A 24,234-nucleotide genomic window follows, 5' to 3' on the forward strand; every position below is an offset into this window, starting at 1 on the left:
GCGGACCGTCATCGGCGTTCGCGGACGATCGACATCGCCTGCCCGAGCGACAGGCCCGGCAGGTACGTCCGCACGATCGCGATGCCGATCGTCGGCAGCGCGACCGGGTCCGGGTACGCCATCACGAGCGGGTGCAGGTCCGGTCCGAACTTCGCCTTGAACCGCAGGAGCGACCGGAACCCGTACACCGGCTCGAGGGCTCCCCCGACGACGTCGAGCACCGTCTCGACACCGCTCCGGTCCGCGCCGGACGGCTCCGCCGAGGACGCCAGCGGAGCCGCCGACAGACTGAGCCGTCCGACGCCGTCCTCGCGGGAACGGTCGGCGGCACTCGCGACGAGGAACTCCATCACGCCGTTCGGGGCGTCCGGCCGTCGGCGCATCACGTCGAGCGTCCAGCCGACGACGCGACCCTCGTGGAAGGACGGGAGCCAGCTCGTCACGGCCAGCACGGTCCCGTCCTCGGCGACCGCGGCGAGGGTCCTGACCATCGGGTCCCGCATCTCGTCGACGCCGCCGAGGGTGAAGCCCATCTCCGGGAGCTCGCGGCCGGCGACCCACTCCTCGGAGATGGCCTCGATCTGCCGCGCGACCGACGCGGGGAGTGAGGCCCAGTCCGACCAGAGCGCCGTGACGCCCTCGCGGGTGGCCCGGTTCACGGCGGTGCGGACGTCCTGCTTCTTCTTGCCCGTCGTGGTCCAGGTGCGCGGGTCGAAGTCCGCGTCCTCCGCCACGGGCAGCGTCTCCCAGCCGAGCGCGCCGAGGTGTCCGGCCAGCTGTGCGTCGATGCCGTAGAACACCGGCGTCCAGCCGTTGTCGTCGCACGATCGCGCGAAGCCCTCGAGTGCGGACGGTCTGGCGTCCTCGTACCCGAACGGTCCGCCGACGGTCACCGCGACACGACCCGTCCGCCGGAACGCGACCGCCGCGCGCCCGTCCTCGGCGAACCAGTAGTCGTTGCCCTGCCACGTCGTCATCCACCCGAAGGTGTCGCCGCCAGCCGCGACGAGCAGGGCGCGGGCGCGCACCCGGTCGGCGCTGTGCCCGTCGAGGTCGGCCTCGGGGGACGCCGCACCGGTCGGACGGATCGCGGCGAGGGCGACGACCAGCCACAGGAGTGGACCGGCGACACCGATCACGACACGGAGCACCGGCGCGCTCAGTGCCACGTGGTGGGGCAGTGTCACGGGGGCGATCGGCCCGAGGACCGTCAGGGCGAGCCGGAGCGGGTCGTGCACCGTGCGACCGGACACCGCGGCGACCGTGACGACGATCGCGGCGAGGACCGCGAAGGCGACGACGACGACCACGACGAAGCCGGCGATGCGCCGACGGCTCGTCCGGACCGGGAACTCCGCCCGCCGGACGACGAGCACCACCGCGGTGGCGAGCGGCACGACCACCGACGCGACGATGGACAGCGACACGGCCAGGTGGTCCGAGACCACGCGGCCGTCGACGTCCGTGCGGTGCATCGCGGGGACCAGGCCGTACGACACGGCGGCGGCGATCGCCGTGACGGTGTCGATGGTGACGACGAGCCAGAGCGCGAACCGGCTGCCCCGCCCGAGCCCGATCGCGCCGACGAGCAGGACGATGAGCGGCATCACGGCGAGGACGAGCGACAGGAACCCGTGCGGACGCGAAGCGGCCAGCCCGTCGACACACGCGTCGGTGATGCCGGAGACGGTGCAGTGCGGCGCAGCGGCGAGGGCGTTCGACCCGAGCACCTCGGCGAGCGGGGCGAGCAACCCGAACCGCGCGCCGGAGAGGAGCGCGATGACGGGGCCGACGGCGGACACCATGACCACCGTCGAGAGGAGGACCCGGACCTCGCGCGACGAGCTGCGCGTCCAGCCCCGGCGCACGGGCGTCCGGCGGAGGAGCGGTCCGAGCGCGAGCCCCGTCAGCGCCGCGAGCGTGGAGTAGAGGTCCGCCGCGTGTCCGGAGTACAGCAGGAGCGCACCGACGACGGCGAGGGCCGTCACCCGGATGCGGCGGCGCCACAGCGGACCTGCGAACGCGCTCGCGGTGAGCACCGTCCCCGCGATCGAGGTCCACGGCCCGTAGTTGCCGACGTGCAGGAGGAACGCGTGCCACGGATGACGGGTCGACCCGTCGAACAGCTGGAGCACTGCGCCGACGCCCGTTCCGAGCACCGTCGTGACGACGAACGCCAGCAGGGTGCGGCGCCATCCGAGCAGCCGCTCGGACCGGCCGACGAGGACCGCCACCGCGACGATCGTGACGACGGTCGCGAGCAGCCCGCTCGTCATGGCCACGACGCCGAACGGGCGGAGGTACCCGACCGAGACCAGCGGGTCGGAGCCGAACCGTGCCTCCCGGCCGGACGCGCGGACGATCGCGATCGCGACGCTGCCGACCAGCAGGAGCAGCGTGACGACGGCCGTGAAGGGCGTCCGACGGACGGCCGCGACGCATCGGGTGCGTGCGCGGGCCACCGCGGCACGACGCGCGTCCCTCCTGGCGTCCGCAGCCGCTCGGGCCTCGTCGGCGGGCGGACGGCGCCCGTCCGTGGGGGCGCTCACCGGAGACCCATGTGCGCGATGACCGCGGGCATGCCGTGCTGCAGCGAGTACCGCACGGTGTTCCAGTCGTGCGCCGTCCCCGGCGAGACGATCGTGGTCGTCCGCATGCCGGCGGCGATCGCACCGGCGCGGAGCAGCTTCGTCGACCTCGCGTACGGGGCGTCGTCGCTGCCGTAGGCGAACTCGGTGAAGTGGTCGGTGTACGGCGCGTTCCGGTGCATGATCGCGATCGGGGCGGCGGCGCGGTAGGCGGCGAGGGACCCGTGGAACGCGACGTCGGCGCTGTTCTGCACGCTGCCGGTGAACGGTGCGAGCTCGCTCGAGATCGCGAACGTCGTGCCGAACACCTCGGGGTACTCGCTCGAGAACTGCATCGCGCAGGTGGCGCCCTGCGAGAACCCGACGATGCCCCAGTCCGCCGGTGCTGCGCCGACGCTCAGGTGCGACCGGATCCACCGCGTCGTGTCCGTCATCACGTAGGTCGACGACCTGCCGAGCCGCCGGGAGTCGACGCACATCGGGTTCCGGTTCGGCGCCCCGAGCTGGTCGGGCGCGACGACGATCGGTGCGAGCCCGTGGTGCGCGGCGGCGAAGGCGTCCATCACGGCACCGAGTCGGCCGGCCTGGAACATGTCGCTCGGCTGCCCCGGCTGCCCGGACAGGCTGATGAGGACGGGCAGGACCGGCGGGTCGATCGTCCGCGCCGCCGGCGGCAGGTACACCACGGCACGACGCGCGTGGAAGTGCGAGGTCGTCGCCGGGATCCGGACGGAGACGATCTTGCCGTGCGTCGGCATCGTCGCGGGTGCGTACCACGTCTGCGGATCGACCACGGCGGCCGCGCTGCTGCCGATGCCGGTCTCGGCACCGAGCGTCGCGGACGGGTAGGGGTTCGTGGCGACGGCCTGCTCGATCGTCCGGTACGCACCGAAGTCGACGTTGATCCCGAGGGCCGCGGCGAACGCGACGCAGACGGTCGCCGCGACGGCGAGACCACGTCGACCGTTGCCGCCCTGGACGAGCCCCACGACGAGGAGGCCCACCGCAGCGAAGGTCAGGGCGACCCACATCCGCGTGACCGGTGTGAAGTCGACGCCGAACGCGTCCTGCACGTCGCCGATCCACCACACCGCGACGAGGCCGACGGCGGCGGCGACGAGCATCGCGCCGATGCGAACGGCGATCCGTCGCCACGGGCCGCGTCCGTTCTCGGTCGCGGCCGCGGTCCTGCCCTCGGTACCGGTGTCGGTCGCGGTCGCGACTGAGGGGTGTCGTTGCGGTGACGGAACGAGGACCGCGATGACGAGGAGCGCCGCGAGGACGTCCACCGGGACGAGGACCGACGGGGTGACGATCGGGATCCGGAGCAGGTCGTGGAACATGGTGCTTCTTTCGCCAGGGACGCACCAATCGTGGCCGAACATCGCTGCGAACCGGGGCCGTGGGCGCTGCCGCTTCTCACAGGCAGTACCTGCGCCGCACCCAGCAGGCATCCGGCGAACGGACAGCGGGCGGGCGCGGGTTCTGCTCTTCCCGGTGGGCGCGGGTTCTGCGCGTGCGGGTGGGCGCGGGTTCTGCGCGTGCGGACGACAAGTGCGCGCGCGTCCTCGCGAGCGCTTGTCGTCGGCGCGCGCACTTCCGGTAGGGCGCGACCGGGTGCGACCGGGCGCGACCGCCTGTCGGACTGGAGGCACGGTGCGGGTCGGAACCGCGCCTCCAGTCCGTCCCGGCATCCGCCCGCGCAGTCGTCCGCGATGACCACCGGGGTGCGGGCACGCCGAGGCCGCGGCGCGTGGCTGGTGACCACGCGCCGCGGCTGCGGTGTCCGCGAGCTCAGCTGCGGATCGTCTCCGTTCGCACCCCGACCGTCCGACGGGCCGCCGTGATGCGACGGGCCAGGAACAGTCCGAGACCCGCGAGGAGCAGCAGCAGGCCCGCGAGGAGCGCCGGTGTCGTATCCGCCCCGGTGTAGGCGAGCGAGGGGTTGCTCGTACCAGCTGCTGCGGCCGACGTGGCGACAGCGGGCATGGTCCGTGCGCTGACGGTCGCGGTCGTCCGGGCGGCGGGGGTGGTCACGACGTCAGCCGTGGTCGCGATGCCGGGACCCGTTCCGGGGTCGGCGACCGGGGTGGTGATGACGCCGGGCGTGGTGCCGGATCCGGGGTCGGTCGTCCCAGGGGTGGTGGTTCCCGGGTCAGTCGTCCCCGGAGTGGTGGTTCCCGGGTCAGTCGTGCCGGGGTCGGTCGTCCCCGGGGTGGCGGTTCCCGGGGTTGTGGTTCCCGGGTCAGTCACGGCCGAGCCTGTCGAGGTGCCGCCACCGATGATGCCGATGCCGTTCCCGCCGATGGTGACCGGTGCCGAGATGACCGGGATCACCTGGGTGCCCGAACCGATACCGTCCTGACCCGAGGTCGTCGACCCCGTGCCCGTGCCCGTGCCCGTGGCGGGGGTGGTCCCCGTCGTCGTGCCCGAGTTGGTGGAGGTGCCGTCACCGACGACGCCGATGCCGTTTCCACCGACCGTGACCGGTGCCGAGATGACCGGGATCACCTGCGTACCCGAACCGATGCCGTCCTGACCCGAGGTCGTCGACCCCGTGCCCGTGCCCGTGCCCGTGNGTGACCGGTGCCGAGATGACCGGGATCACCTGCGTACCCGAACCGATGCCGTCCTGACCCGAGGTCGTCGACCCCGTGCCCGTGCCCGTGCCCGTGCCCGTGGCGGGGGTGGTCCCCGTCGTCGTGCCCGAGTTGGTGGAGGTGCCGTCACCGACGATGCCGATGCCGTTTCCACCGACCGTGACCGGTGCCGAGATGACCGGGATCACCTGCGTACCCGAACCGATGCCGTCCTGACCCGAGGTCGTCGACCCCGTGCCCGTGCCCGTGCCCGTGNCTGCGTACCCGAACCGATGCCGTCCTGACCCGAGGTCGTCGACCCCGTGCCCGTGCCCGTGCCCGTGCCCGTGCCCGTGGCGGGGGTGGTCCCCGTCGTCGTGCCCGAGCTGGTGGAGGTGCCGTCACCGACGATGCCGATGCCGTTTCCACCGACCGTGACCGGTGCCGAGATGACCGGGATCACCTGCGTACCCGAACCGATGCCGTCCTGACCCGAGGTCGTCGACCCCGTGCCCGTGCCCGTGCCCGTGCCCGTGCCCGTGGCGGGGGTGGTCCCCGTCGCCGTGCCCGAGCTGATGGAGGTGCCGTCACCGATGATGCCGATGCCGTTCCCGCCGACCGTGACCGGCAGCGTGATGCCGCCGCCGACCTGCGTGCCGGAGAGCACCCCGTCCGACCCGGAGGACGTCGATGCCGATGCCGGTGCCGTGCCCGATGGTGCCGATGCCGTGACGCCTGATCCGGTCGCCGCGGTGCCGTCACCGATGAGGCCGATCCCGTTGCCCGCGACGGTCACCGGGATGGTGACGTCGGGAAGGACCTGCGTTCCGGAGCCGATGCCGTGCTCGCCCGAGGTGCTGCCGGACACCGGCTGAGCGGTGACCGGAGCGGTCGGAGCCGCGGATCCGGACGAGGCCGAGGTGCCGTCGCCGACGACCGCGATGCCGTTGTCGGCGATCGTGATCGGGACGCTGACGTGCGGGAGGACCTGCGTGCCCGAGAGGAGCCCGTCGAGCCCCGACGTCGACGCGACGGCAGGAGTCGACGCGGCGGGGGCGGGTGCGGGAGCTGCCGGAGCCGAAGCCGGAGCCGCAGGTGCCGATGCCGAGACGGCATCGCCCACGACCGCGACCGCGTTCGAGGCGACGTCGACCGGCGCAGTCACCGCCGGGGCGACCTGTGTGCCCGAGGCGATGCCATGGGCACCGGACGTGGTCGACGCCGGAGCCGCCGGAGCCGCCGGAGCGACGGGAGCCGGAGCGGCCGGGGCAGGAGCCGGGGCTGCCGGGGCAGGAGCCGGGGCGACCGCCGAGACCGCATTGCCGAGGATGCTCACGGCGTTGTCCGTGAGGTGGACGGGTGCATCCGCGGCCGCGCTGACCTGGGTGCCCGAGGCGATGCCGTCGGCGCCGGTCGTCTCGGCTGCGTGCGCCGCGACACCTCCGCCGAGAGTCATACCGCCGACGACGAGGGTGAACCACAGCCCTCTGGAGACGTACTTGTTCATGGGAATTGCTCCTGATCTGAGAATGGATGATCGCCGGGATCGGCGAATGCGCGTCCTGCCGATGGGCAGGTGCGACGTTCTCAGTCAGGTGCGACGTCGTGGTCCGCGACGACCGACGCGGGGAGCGTCGCGTCGTCAGCGGTCACGGTGGCGCCGATCGCGAGGGCGATCAGGCCGAAGGTGTCGGAGCCGGCGGCGACCGTCTGGCCGCCTGCCGATCCACCCGTGGATCCGGTGCCGGTGGCACCGTTCGGCACGGGAGCGTTGGGCACGGCCGGGAGGGGCGCGCCGGGTCCTACGGGCTGGCCGTCGGGACCGGGGGTGGTCACCGATCCAGTGTCGCCGACGAGCGTCGAGGTCCGCACGTGGAGGATCTGCGCGGGCACGACCGACACCGCGTCCGCCGGGGAGCTCGCCACCACGGCGGCCGATCCCGCAGTCGCTGCGGTGGTCGTCGTGGTCGCTGTGGGGAGCGAGATGGTGCCCGCGCCGGCTCCGTGACCCGCGGACGGAGCACCGGACCCCATGGCACCTGTGGGCGTCGTTGCGGGGGTGGTCGAGCCGGGGATCGTCGTACCGGGGATCGTCGTGCCCGGGAATCCGGGCAGTCCGCCGCCGAGCGGCGCGTCGCCCATCGGAGCGGGCAGCGCACCGACGACCACCGGCACGTCGCCGAGGGTCGATCCGACCGTGCCGAGGGCACCGTCGACGAGGCAGGTCACGGGAGCGGTCACCGTGCTGAGGACGTGGGTGCCGAGCACCGGACCGACGATCGGCAGGCTGCCCACGACGGTGTCGACGCCCTCCACGATCGGGGTGAGTGTCGACCCGACGATCGCATGCCCGGTGAGACCGGCGAGCGCGTCGGTGGTCGGACGGAGCGCGTCGGCGACGCTGGTCTGCGCCGCAGGTGCGGGAGCCGGGGTCTGCGCGACGGGTGCTGCTGTGGCGGGGGCGGGCGTGCCTCCAGGCCGGGTCGTCGGTGCGCTCACGACCGGAGCGGGCGCTGCCGCCGGAGCGGGCGCTGGAGCCGGCGCTGCCGCCGGAGCGGGCGCTGTCGCCGGAGCCGGTGCGACGTGCACGGGGGCCGGAGCGGGTGCGACCGGCCGTGGGGCAGGCGCTGGCGCTGCCGGAGCCGGAGCTGCCGGAGCTGGGGCTGGCGCTGCAGGAGCCACCGTGTGTGCCACCGAGTCGAGCGTCGATCCGACGCCGTTCACCACACCGTGCACGGTCGAACCGAGTGCCGCACCGAGCGACTGCTGCGACGCGGCCGGTGCCGGGACAGGCTCGACGGCCTGTGCCGCACGGCCTCCGAAGAGCAGCGACATCACGGTGAGCGCCCCCGCGACGACGACGCCGAGCAGGGCGATCCTGAGCAGTGCACGCCAGGGAGCGCGCAACGATGTGTTCATGCGCCGACCTCCTGATCTGGCTGCGCACGTAGAGTGGTTGGCCGAGACGATACCCCCGGCGTCGCTGTTGCGCCAGACCCCTCTCGTCCATCTCCCAGGAAGGACCAGCCGTGGCCTCGATCTTCAACGCCCCGACCCGCAACCTCGACGTCGTGACGCTCCACGAGATCCTCCGTCTCCGCCAGGAGGTCTTCGTGGTGGAGCAGGGCTGCGCCTACCCCGACATCGACGGCCGCGATCTCGAGCCCGCGACGGTCCAGTGGTGGACCGGCTCCGGCTCGGTGGACGCGACCCTCCGGGTGCTGCGCGAGGCTGACGGCACCGAGCGGATCGGTCGGGTCGCGACCGCGAGGAGCGCTCGGGGCGCCGGCCTCGGGGCAGACCTCATGCGCGGCGCGATCGCGTCGTGCCGGAGCGCGTCGATCGCGCTCGATGCGCAGGCGCACCTGCGGGACTGGTACGGGCGTTTCGGGTTCGTGCAGAGCGGGGACGAGTTCCTCGAGGACGAGATCCCGCACATCCCGATGACCCGGACGCGCTGACCGTCGGAGCTCCGTCAGCCAGCGCCGGAGCTCCGCCCGCCAGCGCCTGAGCTACGCCCTCCAGCGCCGCAGCTCCGCGTACGACCGCGCCTGGTCGGTCCGGTCGGCGACGAGCCGCTCGAACACGATGTTCGTCTGCGTCGTCGCGACCGATGGGTCCCCGCTCAGCTCGTCCGCGACGAAGTCCCGGAGCTGCTCGGTGGACGTGCACGCGATGTGCACGAGGAAGTCCTTGTCCCCCGCCAGGAACGACACGTCGAGCACCACAGGCACCCGGAGCAACCGCTTCGCGAACTCGCGGAGCTCCCGGCGGGCGGCGGCGTGCACCCGGACGGACACCATCGCCTCGATCGAGAACCCGAGTCGCGACGCGTCGATCGAGGCCGCGTAGCCACGGATCACACCCGCCTCCTCGAGTGCCCGCACCCGTGTCAGGCACGTCGATGGCGCGACCCCGACCATCGCCGCCAATCGGTTGTTCGGGATGCGCGCGTCAGCCGCGAGGACCCACAGGATCCGCTCGTCGACCTCGTCGATGCGCACGGTGGACGCGTCGATCTGGGATGGGTTCGCCGAATGATCGAGCAATGTCGAGCCTCCTGTCCGAAGGGTGTTCGGGCTCAGACTCTCACATCGCCAGCGTCATGCCCACGACGGCGACGGTCATCGCGAACACCTCTGCGCTCCGGACGGTCCGCCGATCGGCACGGTTCCACTCGTACCGGAGGAGCCATCCGCTGAACGCGCAGTACCCGATGACCCCGCCGCCGAGGACCGCTCCGAGGGCGACGCCGTGCGACATCGCATCGTGCGCCGAACCCCCGTTCACCGAGGCTGCCGTGGACGTCGCTGCCGCGGACGTCGCGGCGCTCATGAGGAGCATCCCCGCCATCACGACGGCGGACAGCGCGCGGTGCACGTCCATCGGCTCGGCCCGGAGACCGTCAGGACGACGACGCCGCATGACCGGGAGCGGCGCGACGAGCAGCAGGACGGTCGCCGCGAGCACGATGGTCCCCGGCCGCGCGTCGAAGGCCGGCAGCAGCATCGCGACGAGCATCACGGCCGCCGGGACGACCACGCCGGGCCGCGGACGGTAGCGATCACCGACGACGCAGCAGACGGATGCGAACTGCGGCACGACGAGCATCGCGTCGGTGACGGTGTCGTGCATCGGGGTGCGGTCCGGGGTCGAGGGGTCCGGTGGTGCGGGCTACTCGGCCGAGGCCTTGGCGGCGCGCTGCTCCTTGACGCGGACGTTCTCCGCGCGGACCTCCGCCTGGGTGGACCGCTCGGTGACGAGCCACGCCGGCATCTCGGTGAGGAGCGCCTTGATGTCCTCGGTCGTCATGGTGTCGTCGACACCCGCGCGGGCGAGACCGGAGATCGACACGCCGAGCTTGGCGGCGACCACGGGCCGGGGGTGCGGGCCGGTGCGACGGAGCTCGGCGAGCCACTCCGGCGGGTTCGCCTGGATCTCGTCGAACGCGGTCCGGGTGATCGGCTCGTTCCGGAACTCCTCCGGCGCGGCGGACAGCAGTATGCCGAGCTTCTTCGCGGCCGTCTCGGGCTTCATGATCTGTTCCTGCGCCATGTCCCCAAGGGTACGGGACTCCGCCCGACCCGGCGGCCGGGTGTGGAGAACGTCCGCGGAGCGCCCCCGGCCCGGCCGGTCGGACGTCCCCGGTACGGTTGCACCATGTCCGACACCCTCACCGTCGCCTTCGTGCCAGGGGTCTCCCCCGCCAAGTGGGTCAGGGTCTGGCGCGAACGGCTGCAGGACGCCGACCTGGTGCTGCGCGCGATCGGACACGACGACGTCTCGGCCGCACTCGACGGCGACGTCGACATGTGCTTCGCGCGGCTCCCCGTCGCGCCGGACCTGACCGCGATCCCGCTGTGGACCGAGACGCCGGTCGCCGCCGTCCCGAAGGACTCCGACCTCGCCCGCAACGACACCCTGACGACCGCCGACCTCGCCGGGCTGACACGGCTCGGCGAGGACCTGGTCCCGGAGGACGTCGATGCGCTCCTGGACCTCGTGGAGTCGGGCGTCGGCTACGCGGTCCTGCCGCACTCGCTGTTCCGCGCGGCGTCGCGCAAGGAGCTCGTCGGGCGGCCGCTCGTCGACGTCACGGGTACCCGCGTCGCGCTGGTCTGGCGTGCGCACGACGGCGAGTCCGAGCTGATCGAGGAGTTCATCGGCATCGTCCGGGGCCGATCGGTGAACAGCTCTCGAGGACGCGCCGAGCCCGAGGAAGCCCCTGCCCCGGCCCCCGAGAAGAAGCAGCCGACGCCCAAGCAGAAGCCGATCCCGGGTGGCCCGAACTCCCGCGGCGCCCAGCTCGCGAACGCCAGGTACAAGAGCGGCACACGGCGGACCGGCGGGAGCGGCCCCAAGGGCAAGAAGCGCCGCGGCTGACGCCGGGTCGGCCTGCGTGGCAGGCGCTCACCGCCACACGGCGCAGCGACGACGCGGCGACCACCGGACCGGGACGCGGTGACCACCGGACTGGAGGGACGGTGCCAGCCCGCACCGTCCCTCCAGTCCGATGCCGGTCACCGGACCGGAGGGTCGGTGCCAGCCCGCACCGTCCCTCCGGTCCGACGCCGGTCACCGCCCCCAGACCCCGGAACTCCCCCGACGGTGGCTGCCGAGCAGGTGGGTGTCGACGATGCCGAGTGCCTCCATCAGCGCGTACATCGTGGTCGGGCCGACGAACGCGAACCCGCGCTTCCGGAGCTCCTTGGACAGCGCCGTCGACTCGTCGGACTTGGTCGGGACCTCGGCGAGCGAGGTCGGCTCCGGCGTCGCCGACGGCTGGAACGACCACACGAGGTCCGCGAGGCCGCCGTCCGACCGGAGCGCGATCGTCGCGTGTGCGTTCGTGATCGTCGCCAGGATCTTCGCGCGGTTCCGGACGATCCCGGCATCGGCCATCAGGCGCTCGACGTCGGACTCGTCGAACCCCGCGACGGTGTCGGGGTCGAAGTCCGCGAACGCCCGGCGGAACGCGGGGCGCTTGGCGAGGATCGTCCGCCAGGACAGGCCGGACTGGAACGCCTCGAGGCTGAGCCGCTCGAACACCCCGCGCTCGTCGCGCACGGGCATGCCCCACTCGGTGTCGTAGTAGTCCCGGAGGAGCGCATCGCTCGACGCCCAGACCGGGCGGGCGAGGCCGTCGTCGCCGAGCACGAGGGCGGCGGAGGGCGCGGGGACGTCATCGACGGGCATGCTCCGATCCTGGTGCATCCGCCCGACAGTCGGTCCGCTCCCCGGTGGACACCGCGCTCCGGACACGGCACCGCCCTGCGCGGCGGTGTGTCGTGCAGAGAGCGGTGTCGTGGGGAGCCCGGGCGCGTGCACGCCTGCCGCTACGCTCGGGCCATGACCGACAGCGCCCGGATCCTCGTCCTCAACGGCCCGAACCTCGACATCCTCGGACGTCGCGACCCGGCGCAGTACGGCACCGTGACGCTCGGCGACATCGAGGACATCGTGCGTGGGGCGTGCGAGGACGCCGGGTTCGCGGTCGACTTCCGGCAGACCAACCGCGAGGGCGAGCTCGTGGAGTGGCTGCACGAGGCGCTCGACGACTTCGCCGGTGTCGTGATCAACCCGGCCGCCTACGCCCACACCTCGGTGGCGCTGCACGACGCGGTCGAGGCGCTCACGGTCCCGGTCGTCGAGGTGCACCTCTCGAACACGTGGAAGCGGGAGCCGTTCCGCCACGTCGACCACGTCGCGACGGCGGCGACCGCGGTGTTCGCCGGGGCCGGTGCCGACGGGTACCGGCTGGCGGTCCTGCACCTGGCGACCCTGCTCGGCTAGCCGTTCGGGCGGGTCGTGCGCCGGGCGTCGGGCGTCCGGCGTGCGTCCGGCGTCCGGCGTGCGTCCTTCGGCGAGCCGGCGCCGGTGAGAAGTGCCGAAGTGTCGGGTGCGAGACGTCAGGCGACAGTTGGGCACTTCTCGACCGTGGGTGACGGGCGCGGGCGACGGGCTCGAGCCGCGGTCAGAACTCGGCCGGCCGCCGGATCTCGTCGGCCCGGAGGTCTGCAGCCGCGACGAGTCCCCCGCGGATGATCGGCAGCGACCGACGGACTGCCTGGTCGATCCGCAGCTCGAGGTCGAGGCCCGCCAGGTCGTAGCCTCCCGCGCGCTTGGTGAAGTCCCGCTCGTTGCCGAACACCCCGATCGGCAGGGTCGTCGACTGGAAGAACCCGAAGAGCGGGCGCATCTGGTGCTCCACGAGCAGGGCGTGCCGATCGCTGCCGCCGGTCGCGGTGAGGAGCACAGGGGTGTCGACGAGCGCGTACTGGCCGACCCAGTCGAAGAAGAGCTTGAACGCGCCGGAGTACGCCGCGCGGAACGCCGGGCTCCCGACGACGAGGACGTCGGCGGTCTCCACGGCCTCGAGCGCGGCGCGGGTCGCGGGAGCCATGGCCTCCCGCACCGGGGACGCCCCGAGGTCGGGCAGGAGCCGGTTGACCTCCACCTGCTCGGTGACGGCGTCGTCGAACTCCTCCGCGAGGCGGGCGACCGTCGCGGCGACGAGGGTGGAGGTCCTGGATGGGTCCGACGGGCTGCCGCTGACCCCGACGATGCGGAAACCGGCGCGGGGCGTGCTGGTGCTCGTCATGCGATCGATGCTCACACGGGTTCCGAGGTCGAGCCCGCGATGTGACGACATGTGTCGCCCGGCCTCCCGCGGCAACGCCGCGCCCGACCGTCCGACCGTCCGACCGTCCGACCGTCCGACCGCGCGACCGCGCGACTCAGCGCCGGCGACCCCGCCGCGCCGCGTCGATCCGCAGGCCGAGCACGTCCGGGTCGAGCGCCCGCTCGATGCCGACCACCAGTCCGCCCGCGAGTCCCGAGTCCGCACCGAGCACCGGCGGGGACAGCGAGAGGTTCCGCGTCGCCAGGGGCAGCGCCCGCTGGTACACGACGGACCGGACGCCCGCGAGCAGGTCGTCCGACACCGTCGCGAGGGACCCGCCGACGACGACCCGCGCCGGGTTGACGAAGTGCACGAGGCTCGCGACGACCTCGCCGACGGCCACCGCACGCTCCCGCACGACCCGTACCGCCTCCGGGTCGCGCGCCGCGATGCGTGCGAGGACCCTGGCGTGCGCGTCGGCACCCCACTCGGCACCCGGCTCGAGCTCCCGGGTGATCGTCGCGAGGGACGCCACGGCCTCGAGGCATCCGACGTTCCCGCACACGCAGGTGACCGTGGCTCCGGCGACGCGCACGTGGCCGATGTCCCCCGCCGCGCCGTCCGCACCGAGGAGCAGCTGGCCGTCGGGGGTGACGAGCCCGCCGCCGATGCCGGTCCCGACCTTGACGTAGAGGAGGGGCCCGTCGACACGGTCCTGGGCGCGCATCTCGCCGAGGGCCCTGAGGTTGACGTCGTTCTCGAGCATCGCCAGGCACCCGAGAGCCGCGCCGAGCCGAGCCGCGACCGGAGCACCGTCCCACCCGGGCATGATCGGCGGTCGGACGACGGTGCCGTGCTGGGAGTCGACGGGCCCGGGGACGCCCATCACGGCGACCCGCGGGACGTCCGTCATGCCGAGCTCGTCGAGCAACCCGCGGAACGACGCGCACACCCGGTCGAGCACGACGTCCGGCCCCTCGTCCATCCGCATCTCGAGGTCCCGCACGGCGAGGAGCCGCTGTCCGAGGTCGAACACCGCGATGCGCCCGGAGATCGCACCGCAGTCGGCGACGAGCACCAGGCCGAACCCCGGGTCGAGCTCGAGTGTCTCCGCGGGACGGCCCCGGCCCTCGGAGGTCCGGAGCCCGCCGGAACGCACGACCCCGGCAGCCAGCAGTCCGGCGAGCGCCGCGTCCACCGTCGTCCTCGCGAGCCCGGTCGCCCGGACGAGTTCCGCCTTCGACGACGCGCTGCCGCTCGCGACGAGCTTCGCGACGGTCGCGGCGACGACGTCGCCGGACACCCTGGCTGAGAGCGGGGGCGTCGAGAGCCGGAGGGGCGCTGCCAGCCGTGCCGGACCGTCGCCGGCGGCGTGGGGGGTGACCGACGACATGCGCGACCTTCCTGTCCGCTGTTTTCGTGCCTCCAGGACGGTGTTCGGTCCTGTCGCGCGGTAATTCTGCACCACCGTAGCGCGTCGCGTCCGACGGTCGGTTGGTCACCGCGACTCGTCCGCGGGTAGCGTCGACGGTCCGGCCGACGCCGGGCGACCACCGGACGGGAGGCACGACACAGCCATGCAGACCTTCCTGCCCTTCGCGGACTTCCGCAGCTCCGCAGCCGCACTCGACGACCGACGACTCGGCAAGCAGCGCGTCGAGACGCTCCAGGTGATGCGTGCGCTGACCGTCCCCGGGTACGGATGGCAGCACCATCCGGTCACGGCCATGTGGCGCGGCTTCCGACCGGCGCTGATGGCGTACCAGGACGCGGTGTGCGAAGAGTGGACGGGTCGGGGGTTCGCCGACACCTGCCGCGCGAAGACCCTCGTCGACCTCGGCGCCGCGCCGGACGACCTGCTGGACTACGAACGGGGGACGTTCCCGCTCCCGCCGTGGATCGGCGACGAGGCGGTGCACCGTTCGCACCGGTCGAACCTCGTGCACAAGCAACCCGAGACCTACCGCGAGCGCTTCCCCGACGACCCGGACGACCTGCCGTACGTCTGGCCCGGTACCGTCGAGGGTCATGAGCACCCCTGAGGTCCGCCGACCCCGTCGCCACCGGCTCCGCACCGTCCTCGTGACGATCGTGACGGTCCTCGCGGTCCTCGTCGTGACGTTCCTCGTGTACGCGCACACGGTGCTGCCGGGCAGCAGGTCCGCGGCGCTCCGGGTCTGGCACGACGACCGTGTCGCGGTGCGGGACGTCGGCGACAGCATCGTGATGCGACCGACCGGCGCGGACGGCGGGCGTGCGGCGAACGGCGTCGGGATCGTGTTCATCCCCGGCGCGAAGGTCGACCCCTTCGCGTACATGGCGACGTTCCGCGGTGCCGTGGCGCACGGGACGACGGTGGTCATCACGAAGCCGACGCTCAACCTGGCGTTCTTCGACACCCGGCCGCTGTCGACGTTCGAGGCGCACGCACCCGGGGTCAGCACGTGGGCCGTCGGCGGACACTCGCTCGGCGGCGTGCGGGCGTGCCAGCTCGCCGACGACGCCTCGGGGCTGCTGCTGCTCGCGAGCTACTGCGCGAACGACCTCTCGGACAGTTCCGTCGACGTGCTGAGCCTCGCCGGGACACGCGACGGACTGTCCACCCCGGCCAAGGTGGACGCCGCCAGGGAACGACTCCCCCGGTCGGCCACGATGGTCGAGATCCGCGGGGCGAACCACGCGCGCTTCGGGGCGTACGGCGTCCAGCCGGGCGACGGCATCGCGACGGCGAGTCGCGCTGCGGTGGACGCGGAGATCACGCAGCGGGTCGATCGATGGGTCGCCACGCTCGGGTAGCGGCGCGTGGCGGTGTCAGCGGCGCGAGGCGGTGTTCTGAACACCCCCGTCCACTCGGCACACGCGGATCCCGGTGTTCCGGCAGGATCCGCGTGTTCGGGGCGGGATGCGGGACGCGCGGATCCCGGTGTTCGGGACCGCTACGGGACCGCTACGGGACTGCTGCGGACCCGCTCAGACCACGAAGTCGGCGGTGACGGACGCGGTGACCTCGATGTCGGCGGGCTTCAGTTCGAACGCCGCGTCCCCGCCGGACGGGCTCGCCATCATCCGCGCGGACATGGGCGAGCCACCACCGCTCGCGACGACGTCGGGCCGGAGTCCTGGCTCGTAGACCGCAACGAGCCGGGGAGCAGGTCGGTCGAGCGACGCGGCGTAGTCCGTCGCCCGGGTGAGCGCGTCCCGCACCGCGTCGACGCGTGCTCGGCGTTCGAGTTCGACGCGCCGCGACTCGGTCAGGGCCCAGGTCACCTGCACCGCGACGCCGTCGATCCCGCCGATCTCGAGGACCCAGTCCGCGAGCGCCCGGAAGTCGCGGAACTTCACCTCGACGCTCGCTCCCGCCCGGAACCGCGCGACGGGGACGTCCTTCTGGTAGTCCTGGTAGGACGAGAACGACACCTGGTCCGCACTCCACCACGTCGCGGCACCCCGCTGTTCGTGCGCCTTCGCGGCCGCGACGATCTGCTCGTGCACGACGGTCGTCGATCGCACGATCGTCTGGCGGTCCTTGCCGCGGAACCCGACGACGACCCGGACGGTGCCCCGCTCGGCCGGATGGTGGATCGTGGCGTCACCGTGCACGGCGAGGGTGATCGGCGCGGGACCGGGGTTCGGCCCGGTGCCTGGGGTCGGCGCGGTGCTGGCGTTCGGCGCGGTGGTCATCCTCCGATCATGCAGCACCGGGGCCCGGTCCTACGAGACCCGGACCCAGCGCCCTCCGTCGCGGCGGGTGACGTCCGCGGAACGGATCTCGACGTCGGGGCGCATCCCGGCGGTCACGTGGTCGGCGATCCCGGTCGCGACGCCGTCGTCCTCGGCCTCGTATCGCACGACGGCACGGGGTTCGCCGCGGACGAGCTGGACGTCCTGCGCCTCGACGACGGTGCGCTCGGCGGCGAGGGCGGCCGCGCGGGGCAGCACCTGTTCGGGGCCGGTCGTCGGCGCGAGCGCTCCGACGACGAGGGTGACGCGGTACGAGGGCATCCGTCGACCGTAGGTGACGGAGCCGGTCGGAGGCGGCACGGATCGAGATGCAGAGCCGATCGAGACACGAGCCAGCCGATGCACAGGGCCGATCGAGACACGAGCCAGCCGGGGTGCGGCGCCGGTCCCGCCGTGGAGCCGGTCCCGCCGTGAGTCAGGGGTTTCCGTCGAGCGCGCAGGGACGCGCACGACGGACCCACGGCGGGGACCGGTGAGCCACGGGACGCCGTTCAGGGGGCAGCGTCCCGGCCGGACAGACGCTGTCCGGCGCGTCCCGGACGGATCAGGGGGTCCGGGACGTGGTCTGGATGTGACGGGATCGGGTCAGCCGACCTCGGCGTGACGCGGTCGCAGCGTCGGCAGCAGGGCGCTCCCGATCGTCGCGAGCGTCCCGACGACGGCGATGACCGCGAGGTGCGTGGCACCGAGGTCGTGTCCGGCGGCGATCCCGAGAGCGACGACCGTGACCGGTGCCGGCAGGAGCTGGATGGCGCGGAACGGGGTGGTCCGCGCGGCGTCTCCGGCCGGGCTGGTGGTGGTCGCGTTCGTCATGTCCTCACTCTGGCGGACAAGCCGTGTCCGCAGAAGGGGGGACACGGCCCCAGACATGGAGTAGAACGTCTAGTACACCCCGAATGACCACGGGACGGATCGCCGAGGGCAGGCAGTCCCGGGGTCAGGCCATCCCGGGGTCAGGCGCCGAGCAGTCGGACCGCTGCGACGGCATCGGCGATGGAGGCCACCACGCGCGCGGCGTCCTCGGCCCCGAGCGAGTCGTCGAACGTGAACCGGACGGCGGTCCGCGCCAGGTCGTCCGGCAGCCCGATCGCGGTCAGCACGTGCGAGACCTCGGTGCTCCCCGCCGCGCAGGCGCTCCCCGACGACGACACGATCCCCCGCTGCTCCAGTTCGAGCAGCACCGTCTCGCCGTTCGTCCCCGGGAAACAGAACGACGCGTGCCCCGGGAGCCGGTGCTCGCGCGACCCGGTCAGCACCGCTCCCGGCACCCGGTCGAGCACACCCTGGATCACGATGTCTCGACTCGAGCACGCCACCGCGGCAGCCACGTCCCGCGTGGCCCCGACGAGGTCGAACGCGGTGGCGAGCGCGACCGCACCGGCGACGTTCTCGGTCCCCGACCGACTCCCGCGCTCCTGGCCGCCACCGTGCAGCAGGGGTTCGAGCGGGACGCGGGACCGGACGGCGAGCGCGCCGATGCCCTTCGGCGCGCCGAGCTTGTGCCCCGACACGCTCACGGCGTCGACACCGAGGACGTCGAGCCCGACCGGGAGCCACGGCGCGGACTGCACCGCGTCGGTGTGGAACGGCACCCCGGCCGCGTGGGCGACGGCGGCGAGCGCGGGGATGTCCTGCACCGTGCCGATCTCGTTGTCCGCGTGCGCGATGGAGACCAGCGCCGCCCCGCCCGTGAGCACCTCGGCGAGCGCGTCGGGATCGACCCGTCCGTCCGGCCCGACCGGCACCAGCTCCACCACGAACCCGTGCAGCCGCACGAGGTGGTCGCAGCTGGCGAGGACGGCCTCGTGCTCGATCGGCGTCGTGACGATGCGCCGCGGGATCCCCGGCAGCGCACCGAGCGGGGTCCCCGGCCGCGCACCGAGCGCGATCCCCTTCACGGCGAGGTTGTCGGCCTCCGTCCCGCCCGAGGTGAACACCACCTCGGCCGGCCGACACCCGAGCGCCGCCGCGACGCTCGCCCGGGCGTCCCGGAGTCCACGAGCCGCCTGGTCCCCGACCTCGTGCGTCGACGACGGGTTCCCGAACACGCCGGTCAGGTACGGCCACATCGCCTCGAGCACCTCGCGGCGGACCGGGGACGTCGCGGCGCGGTCGAGGTAGAACACGGACCGCTACGCCCCTGCGCTGAAGCCGGCGGTCGCCCGCTCGCGGACCACGACGTCGAGCCCGAGGTCGAGTGCCCGCGCGGAGTGCGTCAGGGCACCGACCGAGATCACGTCGACACCGGTGGCGGCGATCTCCGCGACGGTGTCGAGCGTCACCCCGCCCGAGGCCTCGACGAGCGCGCGGCCGGCGACGAGCGCGACCCCCTCGACGAGCATCGCGGGGCTGAAGTTGTCGAGCATGATCGTGTCGACCCCGGCGGACACCACGGGCTCGATCTGGTCGATGCGGTCGACCTCCACCTCGAGGTGGACGGTGTGCCCGAGGCGCTCCCGTGCGCTCCGGATCGCGTCCCCGATCGGCACGCCCCGCGCGGCGAGGACCGCCAGGTGGTTGTCCTTCGCGAGCACCGCGTCGGACAGCGACGTCCGGTGGTTGTGCGCGCCACCGGCTCGGACGGCGTGCCGCTCGAGCGCCCGGAGCCCCGGGGTCGTCTTCCGCGTGTCGACGATGCGGGCGGCGGTCCCCGCGACGGCGTCGACGTACGCGGCGGTCGTCGTCGCGATGCCGGACATCCGCTGGACCAGGTTCAGCGCGACCCGCTCGGCCCGGAGCACGGCGCGCGCGCAGCCCGAGACGGTCGCAAGGACGTCACCGGCCGCGAACACCGCCCCGTCCTCCACGGCGACGGACGCCTCGATCGCGGGATCGACGGCGTGCATGACGGCGACGAACACCTGCCCACCCGCGAGCACACCCGGCTCCCGGGCGGAGAGCGTGGCGGTGGCGACGGCGTCCGCGGGGATGAAGGCCTCGCTCGTCACGTCCCCCCACGGCGCGTCCTCCTCCAGTGCGGTCTCGATGACGCGCCGGAGGACGTGTGCGGGGATGGTGGAGTCGATCATGCGGGGACCCTGTCGTCTCGAGATGTGCTGGGGGCGGTGTCGGTGGTGTTCACGATGCGCGTGCTGGCGGCGACCCAGGCGAGCGGACGGGCCTGCGCCGGATCGGTCTCCGGGTGGTCGGTCCGCGCGTGCGCGCCCCGCGACTCGGTCCGGGTCTCGGCGGCGAGCGCGACGAGGCCGGCGAGCGTCAGCAGGTTCCGGTCCTCGTGCTCGCGGACGGACCAGCCGTCCGACGTGGGCACCGCGAGGTCGAGGAGCTCACGGCGTGCCGACTGCAGGCCGGCGGCGTCGCGGAGCAGGCCGACCCGGTCCTCCATGAGCGACTGCACGGCGGACCGGAGGCCGGTCCCGGGGACCGGCACCGTTCCTCCCGTCAGATCCGCAGCACCGGCCGGGCGCGACACGCGTTCCGGGGCGGTCCGGGAGGAACGGATCGCGTCCGGCGCGGCGGCGCGCGTCGCGACGGTGGTCGGCTCCCGCAGGGTCCCTCCACGGAGGGCGGGGGCGGCGGGCCCCGTCGTCCCGAGCGCGTCGGCGGCGCGGATGCCGAAGACGAGTCCCTCGAGGAGGGAGTTCGACGCGAGTCGGTTCGCCCCGTGCACACCGGTGTTCGCGACCTCGCCCACGGCCAGGAGCCCGGGGAGGCTGGTGCGTCCGTCGGCGTCGGTCGCGATCCCGCCCATGAAGTAGTGCGCCGCGGGCGCGACCGGGACGGCCTCGCGGGTCCAGTCGAAGCCGGCCGCGGTGGTGGCCGCGGTGAGTCCCGGGAAACGCGCCGTCAGGAACCGGGCGCCGAGCATCGTCGCGTCGAGCAGCACCGGGCGGTGGTCCTGGGCGCTCATCGCGGCCGCGATCCCCCGCGCCACGACGTCCCGCGGGGCGAGCTCCGCGTCCGGGTGCACGTCGGTCATGAACCGGCGCCCCGCGGCGTCGAGGAGCGTCGCACCCTCGCCACGGACCGCCTCGGAGACGAGCCCGCCACCGGGGACCGCGAGCCGCGTCGGGTGGAACTGCATGAACTCGAGGTCGGCGAGGACCGCTCCGGCACGCCAGGCCGCGGCGACACCGTCCCCGGTCGCGACGAGCGGGTTCGTGGTGGAGCGGTAGAGGTGTCCGGCCCCGCCCGAGGCGAGCACCACCGCGTCGGCGTCGATGCGGCGGGGGTCACCGAGCAGGTCGAGCACGTCGACCCCGACCACCACGCCGTCGCGGACCACGAGGTCGGTGAGGAAGGTCCGCTCGAGGATCGTGACGTGCTGACGGCGGAGCGCGGCGATGAGGGTGTCCTCGATCGCGGCGCCCGTCGAGTCGCCGCCCGCGTGGACGACGCGCCAGCGTGTGTGCGCTGCCTCGCGACCGCGGGCCAGGTCGTCCCCGTGGAGTTCGATGCTGCCGGCGTCGGTCGTCCGGTCGAACGGGACGCCGAGGGCCAGCAGGTCACGGACCCGGGCCGGGCCGTCGGCGCAGAGCACCTCGACCGCACGCGCGGCGTTCCCACCGGCGCCGGCGACGACGGTGTCCTCCATGTGCGCGAGGGTCGTGTCGTCCGCGCCGAGGGCCACCGCGACACCGCCCTGCGCGTACGCGGTGGCCGCGTCCGCGAGCGAGCCCTTGGACACGAGGGTGACGTCGTGCCGGGCGCTCGCACGGATCGCGGCGGTGAGGCCCGCGATCCCGGAGCCCACGATGACGACGTGCATCAGGCGCCGAGCGGTCGGGGCCGGGCCGCGAGCATCCGCTCGAGGGCGGTGCGGGCGTCGGCCTGGATCGCGTCGGGCACCCGGATCTCGTTGAGGACCTCGCCGCGGACGAGCGCCTCGAGGACCCATGCGAGGTAGCCGGGGTGGATGCGGTACATCGTCGAGCAGGGGCACACCACCGGGTCGAGGCAGAAGATCGTGTGCTCGGGGTACTGGGCGTGCAGCCGGTTCACCATGTTGATCTCGGTGCCGATCGCGAACGTCGTCGGTTCGGTGGCCGCCGCGACGGTCTTCTGGATGAGGTCCGTGCTGCCGGCGACGTCCGCGGCGTCGACGACCTCCATCGGGCACTCGGGGTGCACGATCACCCGCACGCCAGGGTGTTCCACGCGGGCCTGGTCGATCTGCGCGACCGTGAAACGGCGGTGCACCGAGCAGAACCCGTGCCAGAGCACCACCCTGGCGTCGGTCAGGGACTCGACGGTGTTGCCGCCGAGGGGCTGCCGCGGGTTCCACATCGGCATCAGGTCGGTCGGGATGCCCATCGCCTTCGCCGTGTTCCGCCCGAGGTGCTGGTCGGGGAAGAAGAGCACCCGCTGCCCGCGCTCGAACGCCCACTCGAGCACGGTGGCCGCGTTCGACGAGGTGCAGACGATGCCGCCGTGCCGTCCGCAGAACGCCTTGAGGTCCGCGGCGGAGTTCATGTAGGTGACGGGGATGAGCGGCACGCGGCCGTCGGCGTCCGGCTCGGTGCCGTAGACGCGCTCGAGGTCCGCCCACGCCGCCTCGACGCTGTCGATGTCGGCCATGTCCGCCATCGAGCACCCGGCCGCGAGGTTCGGCAGGATGACGCGCTGCTCCGGCCGGGCGAGGATGTCCGCGGTCTCGGCCATGAAGTGCACACCGCAGAACACGATCGCCTCGGCGTCCGGCTTCGTCAGGGCGGCGTTCGCGAGCTGGAACGAGTCGCCGAGGAAGTCCGCGTGCCGCACCACCTCGTCGCGCTGGTAGAAGTGCCCGAGGACGACGACACGGTCACCGAGCGTCGCCTTGGCCGCCTCGATCCGGGCGTGCAGCTCCTCGACCGGGGCGGACCGGTACTCCTCCGGGATCACGCCCTGCCGCGGGGCCGAGGTCGGGATGACGTCGCCCATGCTCGATCCGGGGCCGTAGCCGGGCACCTGGTCGAAGTCCCACGTCGGCTGGGCGAGGTCCGGCGTGCAGGTGCTGCCGGCGGCGCGCCCGTTCGAGATGCGTTCGATCGTCACAGCGATGGACATGTGGGTTCCTAACGGGTGGTGGCGCCGCACGGACCGAGCGGTCCGTTGTCGGCGAAGGCCAGGTCCGGGTTCGAGCGGTAGAGGCGGGCCGGTCGGTGTCGACCGCCCGAGGACGTCTCGTCGGTGGCGAGGATCGCGTCGGACTGGTTGATCTGGCGCCGGAAGTTCGCGGGGTCGAGTGCCCGACCGAGCACCGCCTCGTGCACCGCCCGGAGCTCCGCCAGCGTGAACCGGTCGCCGAGGAACGCCTGCGCGATCCGGGAGTAGGAGACCTTGTTCCGGAGCCGCCAGAGCGCGTACTCGAGGATCCGGTCGTGGTCGAACGCGAGCGCCGGGTGCTCGTCCACGAGGAACCAGCGGACGTTCCAGTCGTCGGGGACCGCGTTCGCCTCGTCGCTGTGCACGAGGGCCCAGTAGACGATCGACACCACCCGACTCGGGGACCGACCGACCTCACCGAACGCGTAGAGCTGCTCGAGGTAGCGCGGCTGCACCCTGGTCGTCTCCGCGAGCCTGGCCGCCGCGGACTCGTCGAGTCCCTCGTCCGGTCCGACCCAGCCACCCGGGAGCGCCCAGGCGTCGGCGAACGGCTCGGTGATGCGGCGGACGAGCGGGGTCCAGAGTGCCGGGGCGCCGGTGTCCGGGTGCGGGCGGAGCGCGACGATGACGGTCGACACGGCGACGCGGATGCCGCTGTCACTGTCCTCGGTCGTCGTCATGGGGTGCTCACCGTCGTCATGTTCAGGTCACGTGAACCTGAAGTGTAAGAGTCTGTATGACTCGAACTAAGCCCATCCAACACCGGATGATCCCGTTCCGCAAGTTCACGCGCCCGAAACACGGCGTGACCTGTCCGAAAACCCACCGTGACCGCCCCGAAACGACGGATCCGTAGGGTGGCCCCCATGACACCGATCACCAGGATGCACGCCGTCGTGTCTGGGTCGGTCCAGGGGGTCGGATTCCGGTACTGGACCGCGCGCAAGGCCGACGGGCTCGAGCTCACCGGGTACGCGAGGAACCTGTTCGACGGGACCGTCGAGGTCGAAGCGGAGGGACCCGAGGTCGCCGTCGACGCACTCATGGAGCTGCTGTGGTCCGGACCGCCCACCGCGACCGTCATGGACGTCACGATCCGCACGGTCTCGCCGCACCTCGACTCCGACGAGTTCGACATCCTGCACTGAACCCGGTC

At 73.1% G+C, this 24,234-nt stretch carries 23 protein-coding genes; 6 read left to right on the plus strand and 17 right to left on the minus strand.

What is annotated here, in order from left to right; all coding sequences use genetic code 11:
• Positions 1 to 8: 8 nt before the first annotated feature.
• The 3 genes from ASF23_RS18380 to ASF23_RS18710 all read right to left on the minus strand — a co-directional run bounded on the left by ASF23_RS18380 (position 9) and on the right by ASF23_RS18710 (position 8,086).
• Positions 9 to 2,549 (minus strand): bifunctional lysylphosphatidylglycerol flippase/synthetase MprF, encoded by a 2,541-nt coding sequence (locus ASF23_RS18380; RefSeq protein ID WP_156364502.1) that lies wholly within the window; start codon positions 2,547 to 2,549, stop codon positions 9 to 11.
• On the minus strand, positions 2,546 to 3,931 hold the full coding sequence (locus ASF23_RS12915; RefSeq protein ID WP_055954135.1) for an alpha/beta hydrolase: 1,386 nt from the start codon (positions 3,929 to 3,931) through the stop codon (positions 2,546 to 2,548). Before ASF23_RS12915 ends, ASF23_RS18380 begins: the two co-directional genes overlap by 4 nt.
• Positions 3,932 to 6,754: 2,823 nt before the next feature.
• Complete coding sequence (locus ASF23_RS18710; RefSeq protein WP_055954147.1) at positions 6,755 to 8,086, minus strand: hypothetical protein; 1,332 nt, start codon at positions 8,084 to 8,086, stop codon at positions 6,755 to 6,757.
• Between the two features lie 110 nt (positions 8,087 to 8,196).
• Here ASF23_RS18710 and ASF23_RS12940 point away from each other — a divergent pair, with 110 nt between their 5' ends.
• Positions 8,197 to 8,628: a GNAT family N-acetyltransferase gene (locus ASF23_RS12940; RefSeq protein WP_082474127.1), complete on the plus strand. Its 432-nt coding sequence runs from the start codon at positions 8,197 to 8,199 to the stop codon at positions 8,626 to 8,628.
• A gap of 51 nt (positions 8,629 to 8,679) precedes the next feature.
• Here ASF23_RS12940 and ASF23_RS12945 read toward each other — a convergent pair whose 3' ends face one another.
• From ASF23_RS12945 to ASF23_RS12955, 3 genes are read right to left on the minus strand one after another with little or no spacing between them, the layout of a single operon-like run.
• On the minus strand, positions 8,680 to 9,216 hold the full coding sequence (locus ASF23_RS12945) for an Lrp/AsnC family transcriptional regulator (RefSeq protein ID WP_055954149.1): 537 nt from the start codon (positions 9,214 to 9,216) through the stop codon (positions 8,680 to 8,682).
• Positions 9,217 to 9,256: 40 nt separating this feature from the next.
• The gene (locus tag ASF23_RS12950) at positions 9,257 to 9,802 is read right to left on the minus strand and encodes a hypothetical protein (RefSeq protein ID WP_055954152.1); all 546 of its coding nucleotides are present in this window, start codon (positions 9,800 to 9,802) and stop codon (positions 9,257 to 9,259) included.
• A 39-nt stretch (positions 9,803 to 9,841) separates the two neighbouring features.
• Positions 9,842 to 10,222 (minus strand): DUF5997 family protein, encoded by a 381-nt coding sequence (locus ASF23_RS12955; RefSeq protein WP_055954154.1) that lies wholly within the window; start codon positions 10,220 to 10,222, stop codon positions 9,842 to 9,844.
• A 105-nt stretch (positions 10,223 to 10,327) separates the two neighbouring features.
• On the opposite strand from ASF23_RS12955, the gene ASF23_RS12960 reads away from it, so the two are divergent.
• Entirely contained in the window at positions 10,328 to 11,050 is a 723-nt protein-coding gene (locus ASF23_RS12960) for a LysR family transcriptional regulator substrate-binding protein (RefSeq protein ID WP_055954157.1), read from the plus strand.
• A gap of 192 nt (positions 11,051 to 11,242) precedes the next feature.
• Here ASF23_RS12960 and ASF23_RS12965 read toward each other — a convergent pair whose 3' ends face one another.
• Entirely contained in the window at positions 11,243 to 11,863 is a 621-nt protein-coding gene (locus tag ASF23_RS12965) for a DNA-3-methyladenine glycosylase I (protein WP_156364503.1), read from the minus strand.
• Between the two features lie 153 nt (positions 11,864 to 12,016).
• Between ASF23_RS12965 and aroQ the strand changes: the two genes are divergently transcribed.
• Entirely contained in the window at positions 12,017 to 12,460 is a 444-nt protein-coding gene (aroQ, locus tag ASF23_RS12970) for a type II 3-dehydroquinate dehydratase (protein WP_055954163.1), read from the plus strand.
• Between the two features lie 181 nt (positions 12,461 to 12,641).
• Here the strand turns inward: aroQ and ASF23_RS12975 are convergent, their stop codons facing one another.
• Positions 12,642 to 13,268, minus strand: a complete 627-nt coding sequence (locus tag ASF23_RS12975) for an NAD(P)H-dependent oxidoreductase (protein ID WP_082474156.1) — start codon at positions 13,266 to 13,268, stop codon at positions 12,642 to 12,644.
• 136 nt (positions 13,269 to 13,404) lie between these two features.
• The gene (locus ASF23_RS12980) at positions 13,405 to 14,682 is read right to left on the minus strand and encodes an ROK family protein (RefSeq protein ID WP_055954166.1); all 1,278 of its coding nucleotides are present in this window, start codon (positions 14,680 to 14,682) and stop codon (positions 13,405 to 13,407) included.
• A gap of 184 nt (positions 14,683 to 14,866) precedes the next feature.
• Here ASF23_RS12980 and ASF23_RS12985 point away from each other — a divergent pair, with 184 nt between their 5' ends.
• Positions 14,867 to 15,331: an MSMEG_6728 family protein gene (locus tag ASF23_RS12985; protein WP_055954169.1), complete on the plus strand. Its 465-nt coding sequence runs from the start codon at positions 14,867 to 14,869 to the stop codon at positions 15,329 to 15,331.
• Positions 15,318 to 16,085, plus strand: a complete 768-nt coding sequence (locus tag ASF23_RS12990; protein ID WP_055954172.1) for an alpha/beta hydrolase — start codon at positions 15,318 to 15,320, stop codon at positions 16,083 to 16,085. The genes ASF23_RS12985 and ASF23_RS12990 overlap by 14 nt, the downstream gene beginning before the upstream one ends.
• 174 nt (positions 16,086 to 16,259) lie before the next feature.
• Here ASF23_RS12990 and ASF23_RS12995 read toward each other — a convergent pair whose 3' ends face one another.
• From ASF23_RS12995 to ASF23_RS13030, 8 genes are all read right to left on the minus strand, one after another.
• Entirely contained in the window at positions 16,260 to 16,970 is a 711-nt protein-coding gene (locus ASF23_RS12995; RefSeq protein WP_055954175.1) for an SIMPL domain-containing protein, read from the minus strand.
• A gap of 30 nt (positions 16,971 to 17,000) precedes the next feature.
• Positions 17,001 to 17,291, minus strand: a complete 291-nt coding sequence (locus tag ASF23_RS13000) for a hypothetical protein (protein ID WP_055954487.1) — start codon at positions 17,289 to 17,291, stop codon at positions 17,001 to 17,003.
• Between the two features lie 324 nt (positions 17,292 to 17,615).
• Entirely contained in the window at positions 17,616 to 17,843 is a 228-nt protein-coding gene (locus ASF23_RS13005) for a hypothetical protein (RefSeq protein WP_055954178.1), read from the minus strand.
• Between the two features lie 140 nt (positions 17,844 to 17,983).
• On the minus strand, positions 17,984 to 19,156 hold the full coding sequence (locus tag ASF23_RS13010; protein ID WP_055954181.1) for a cysteine desulfurase family protein: 1,173 nt from the start codon (positions 19,154 to 19,156) through the stop codon (positions 17,984 to 17,986).
• Positions 19,157 to 19,162: 6 nt separating this feature from the next.
• Positions 19,163 to 20,059 (minus strand): carboxylating nicotinate-nucleotide diphosphorylase, encoded by an 897-nt coding sequence (gene nadC / locus ASF23_RS13015; protein WP_055954184.1) that lies wholly within the window; start codon positions 20,057 to 20,059, stop codon positions 19,163 to 19,165.
• A complete protein-coding gene (locus tag ASF23_RS13020; RefSeq protein ID WP_055954186.1) occupies positions 20,056 to 21,759 on the minus strand; it encodes an L-aspartate oxidase in 1,704 nt (567 codons plus the stop codon). The genes nadC and ASF23_RS13020 overlap by 4 nt, the downstream gene beginning before the upstream one ends.
• Positions 21,759 to 23,039: a quinolinate synthase NadA gene (nadA, locus tag ASF23_RS13025; protein ID WP_055954188.1), complete on the minus strand. Its 1,281-nt coding sequence runs from the start codon at positions 23,037 to 23,039 to the stop codon at positions 21,759 to 21,761. The genes ASF23_RS13020 and nadA overlap by 1 nt, the downstream gene beginning before the upstream one ends.
• A gap of 8 nt (positions 23,040 to 23,047) precedes the next feature.
• The gene (locus tag ASF23_RS13030) at positions 23,048 to 23,758 is read right to left on the minus strand and encodes an NUDIX hydrolase (protein WP_055954191.1); all 711 of its coding nucleotides are present in this window, start codon (positions 23,756 to 23,758) and stop codon (positions 23,048 to 23,050) included.
• A gap of 186 nt (positions 23,759 to 23,944) precedes the next feature.
• Here ASF23_RS13030 and ASF23_RS13035 point away from each other — a divergent pair, with 186 nt between their 5' ends.
• Positions 23,945 to 24,226, plus strand: a complete 282-nt coding sequence (locus ASF23_RS13035; RefSeq protein ID WP_235510886.1) for an acylphosphatase — start codon at positions 23,945 to 23,947, stop codon at positions 24,224 to 24,226.
• The last annotated feature ends 8 nt before the right edge of the window (positions 24,227 to 24,234 follow it).

It is taken from the genome of Curtobacterium sp. Leaf261 (assembly GCF_001422205.1).
Taxonomy (GTDB): domain Bacteria; phylum Actinomycetota; class Actinomycetes; order Actinomycetales; family Microbacteriaceae; genus Curtobacterium.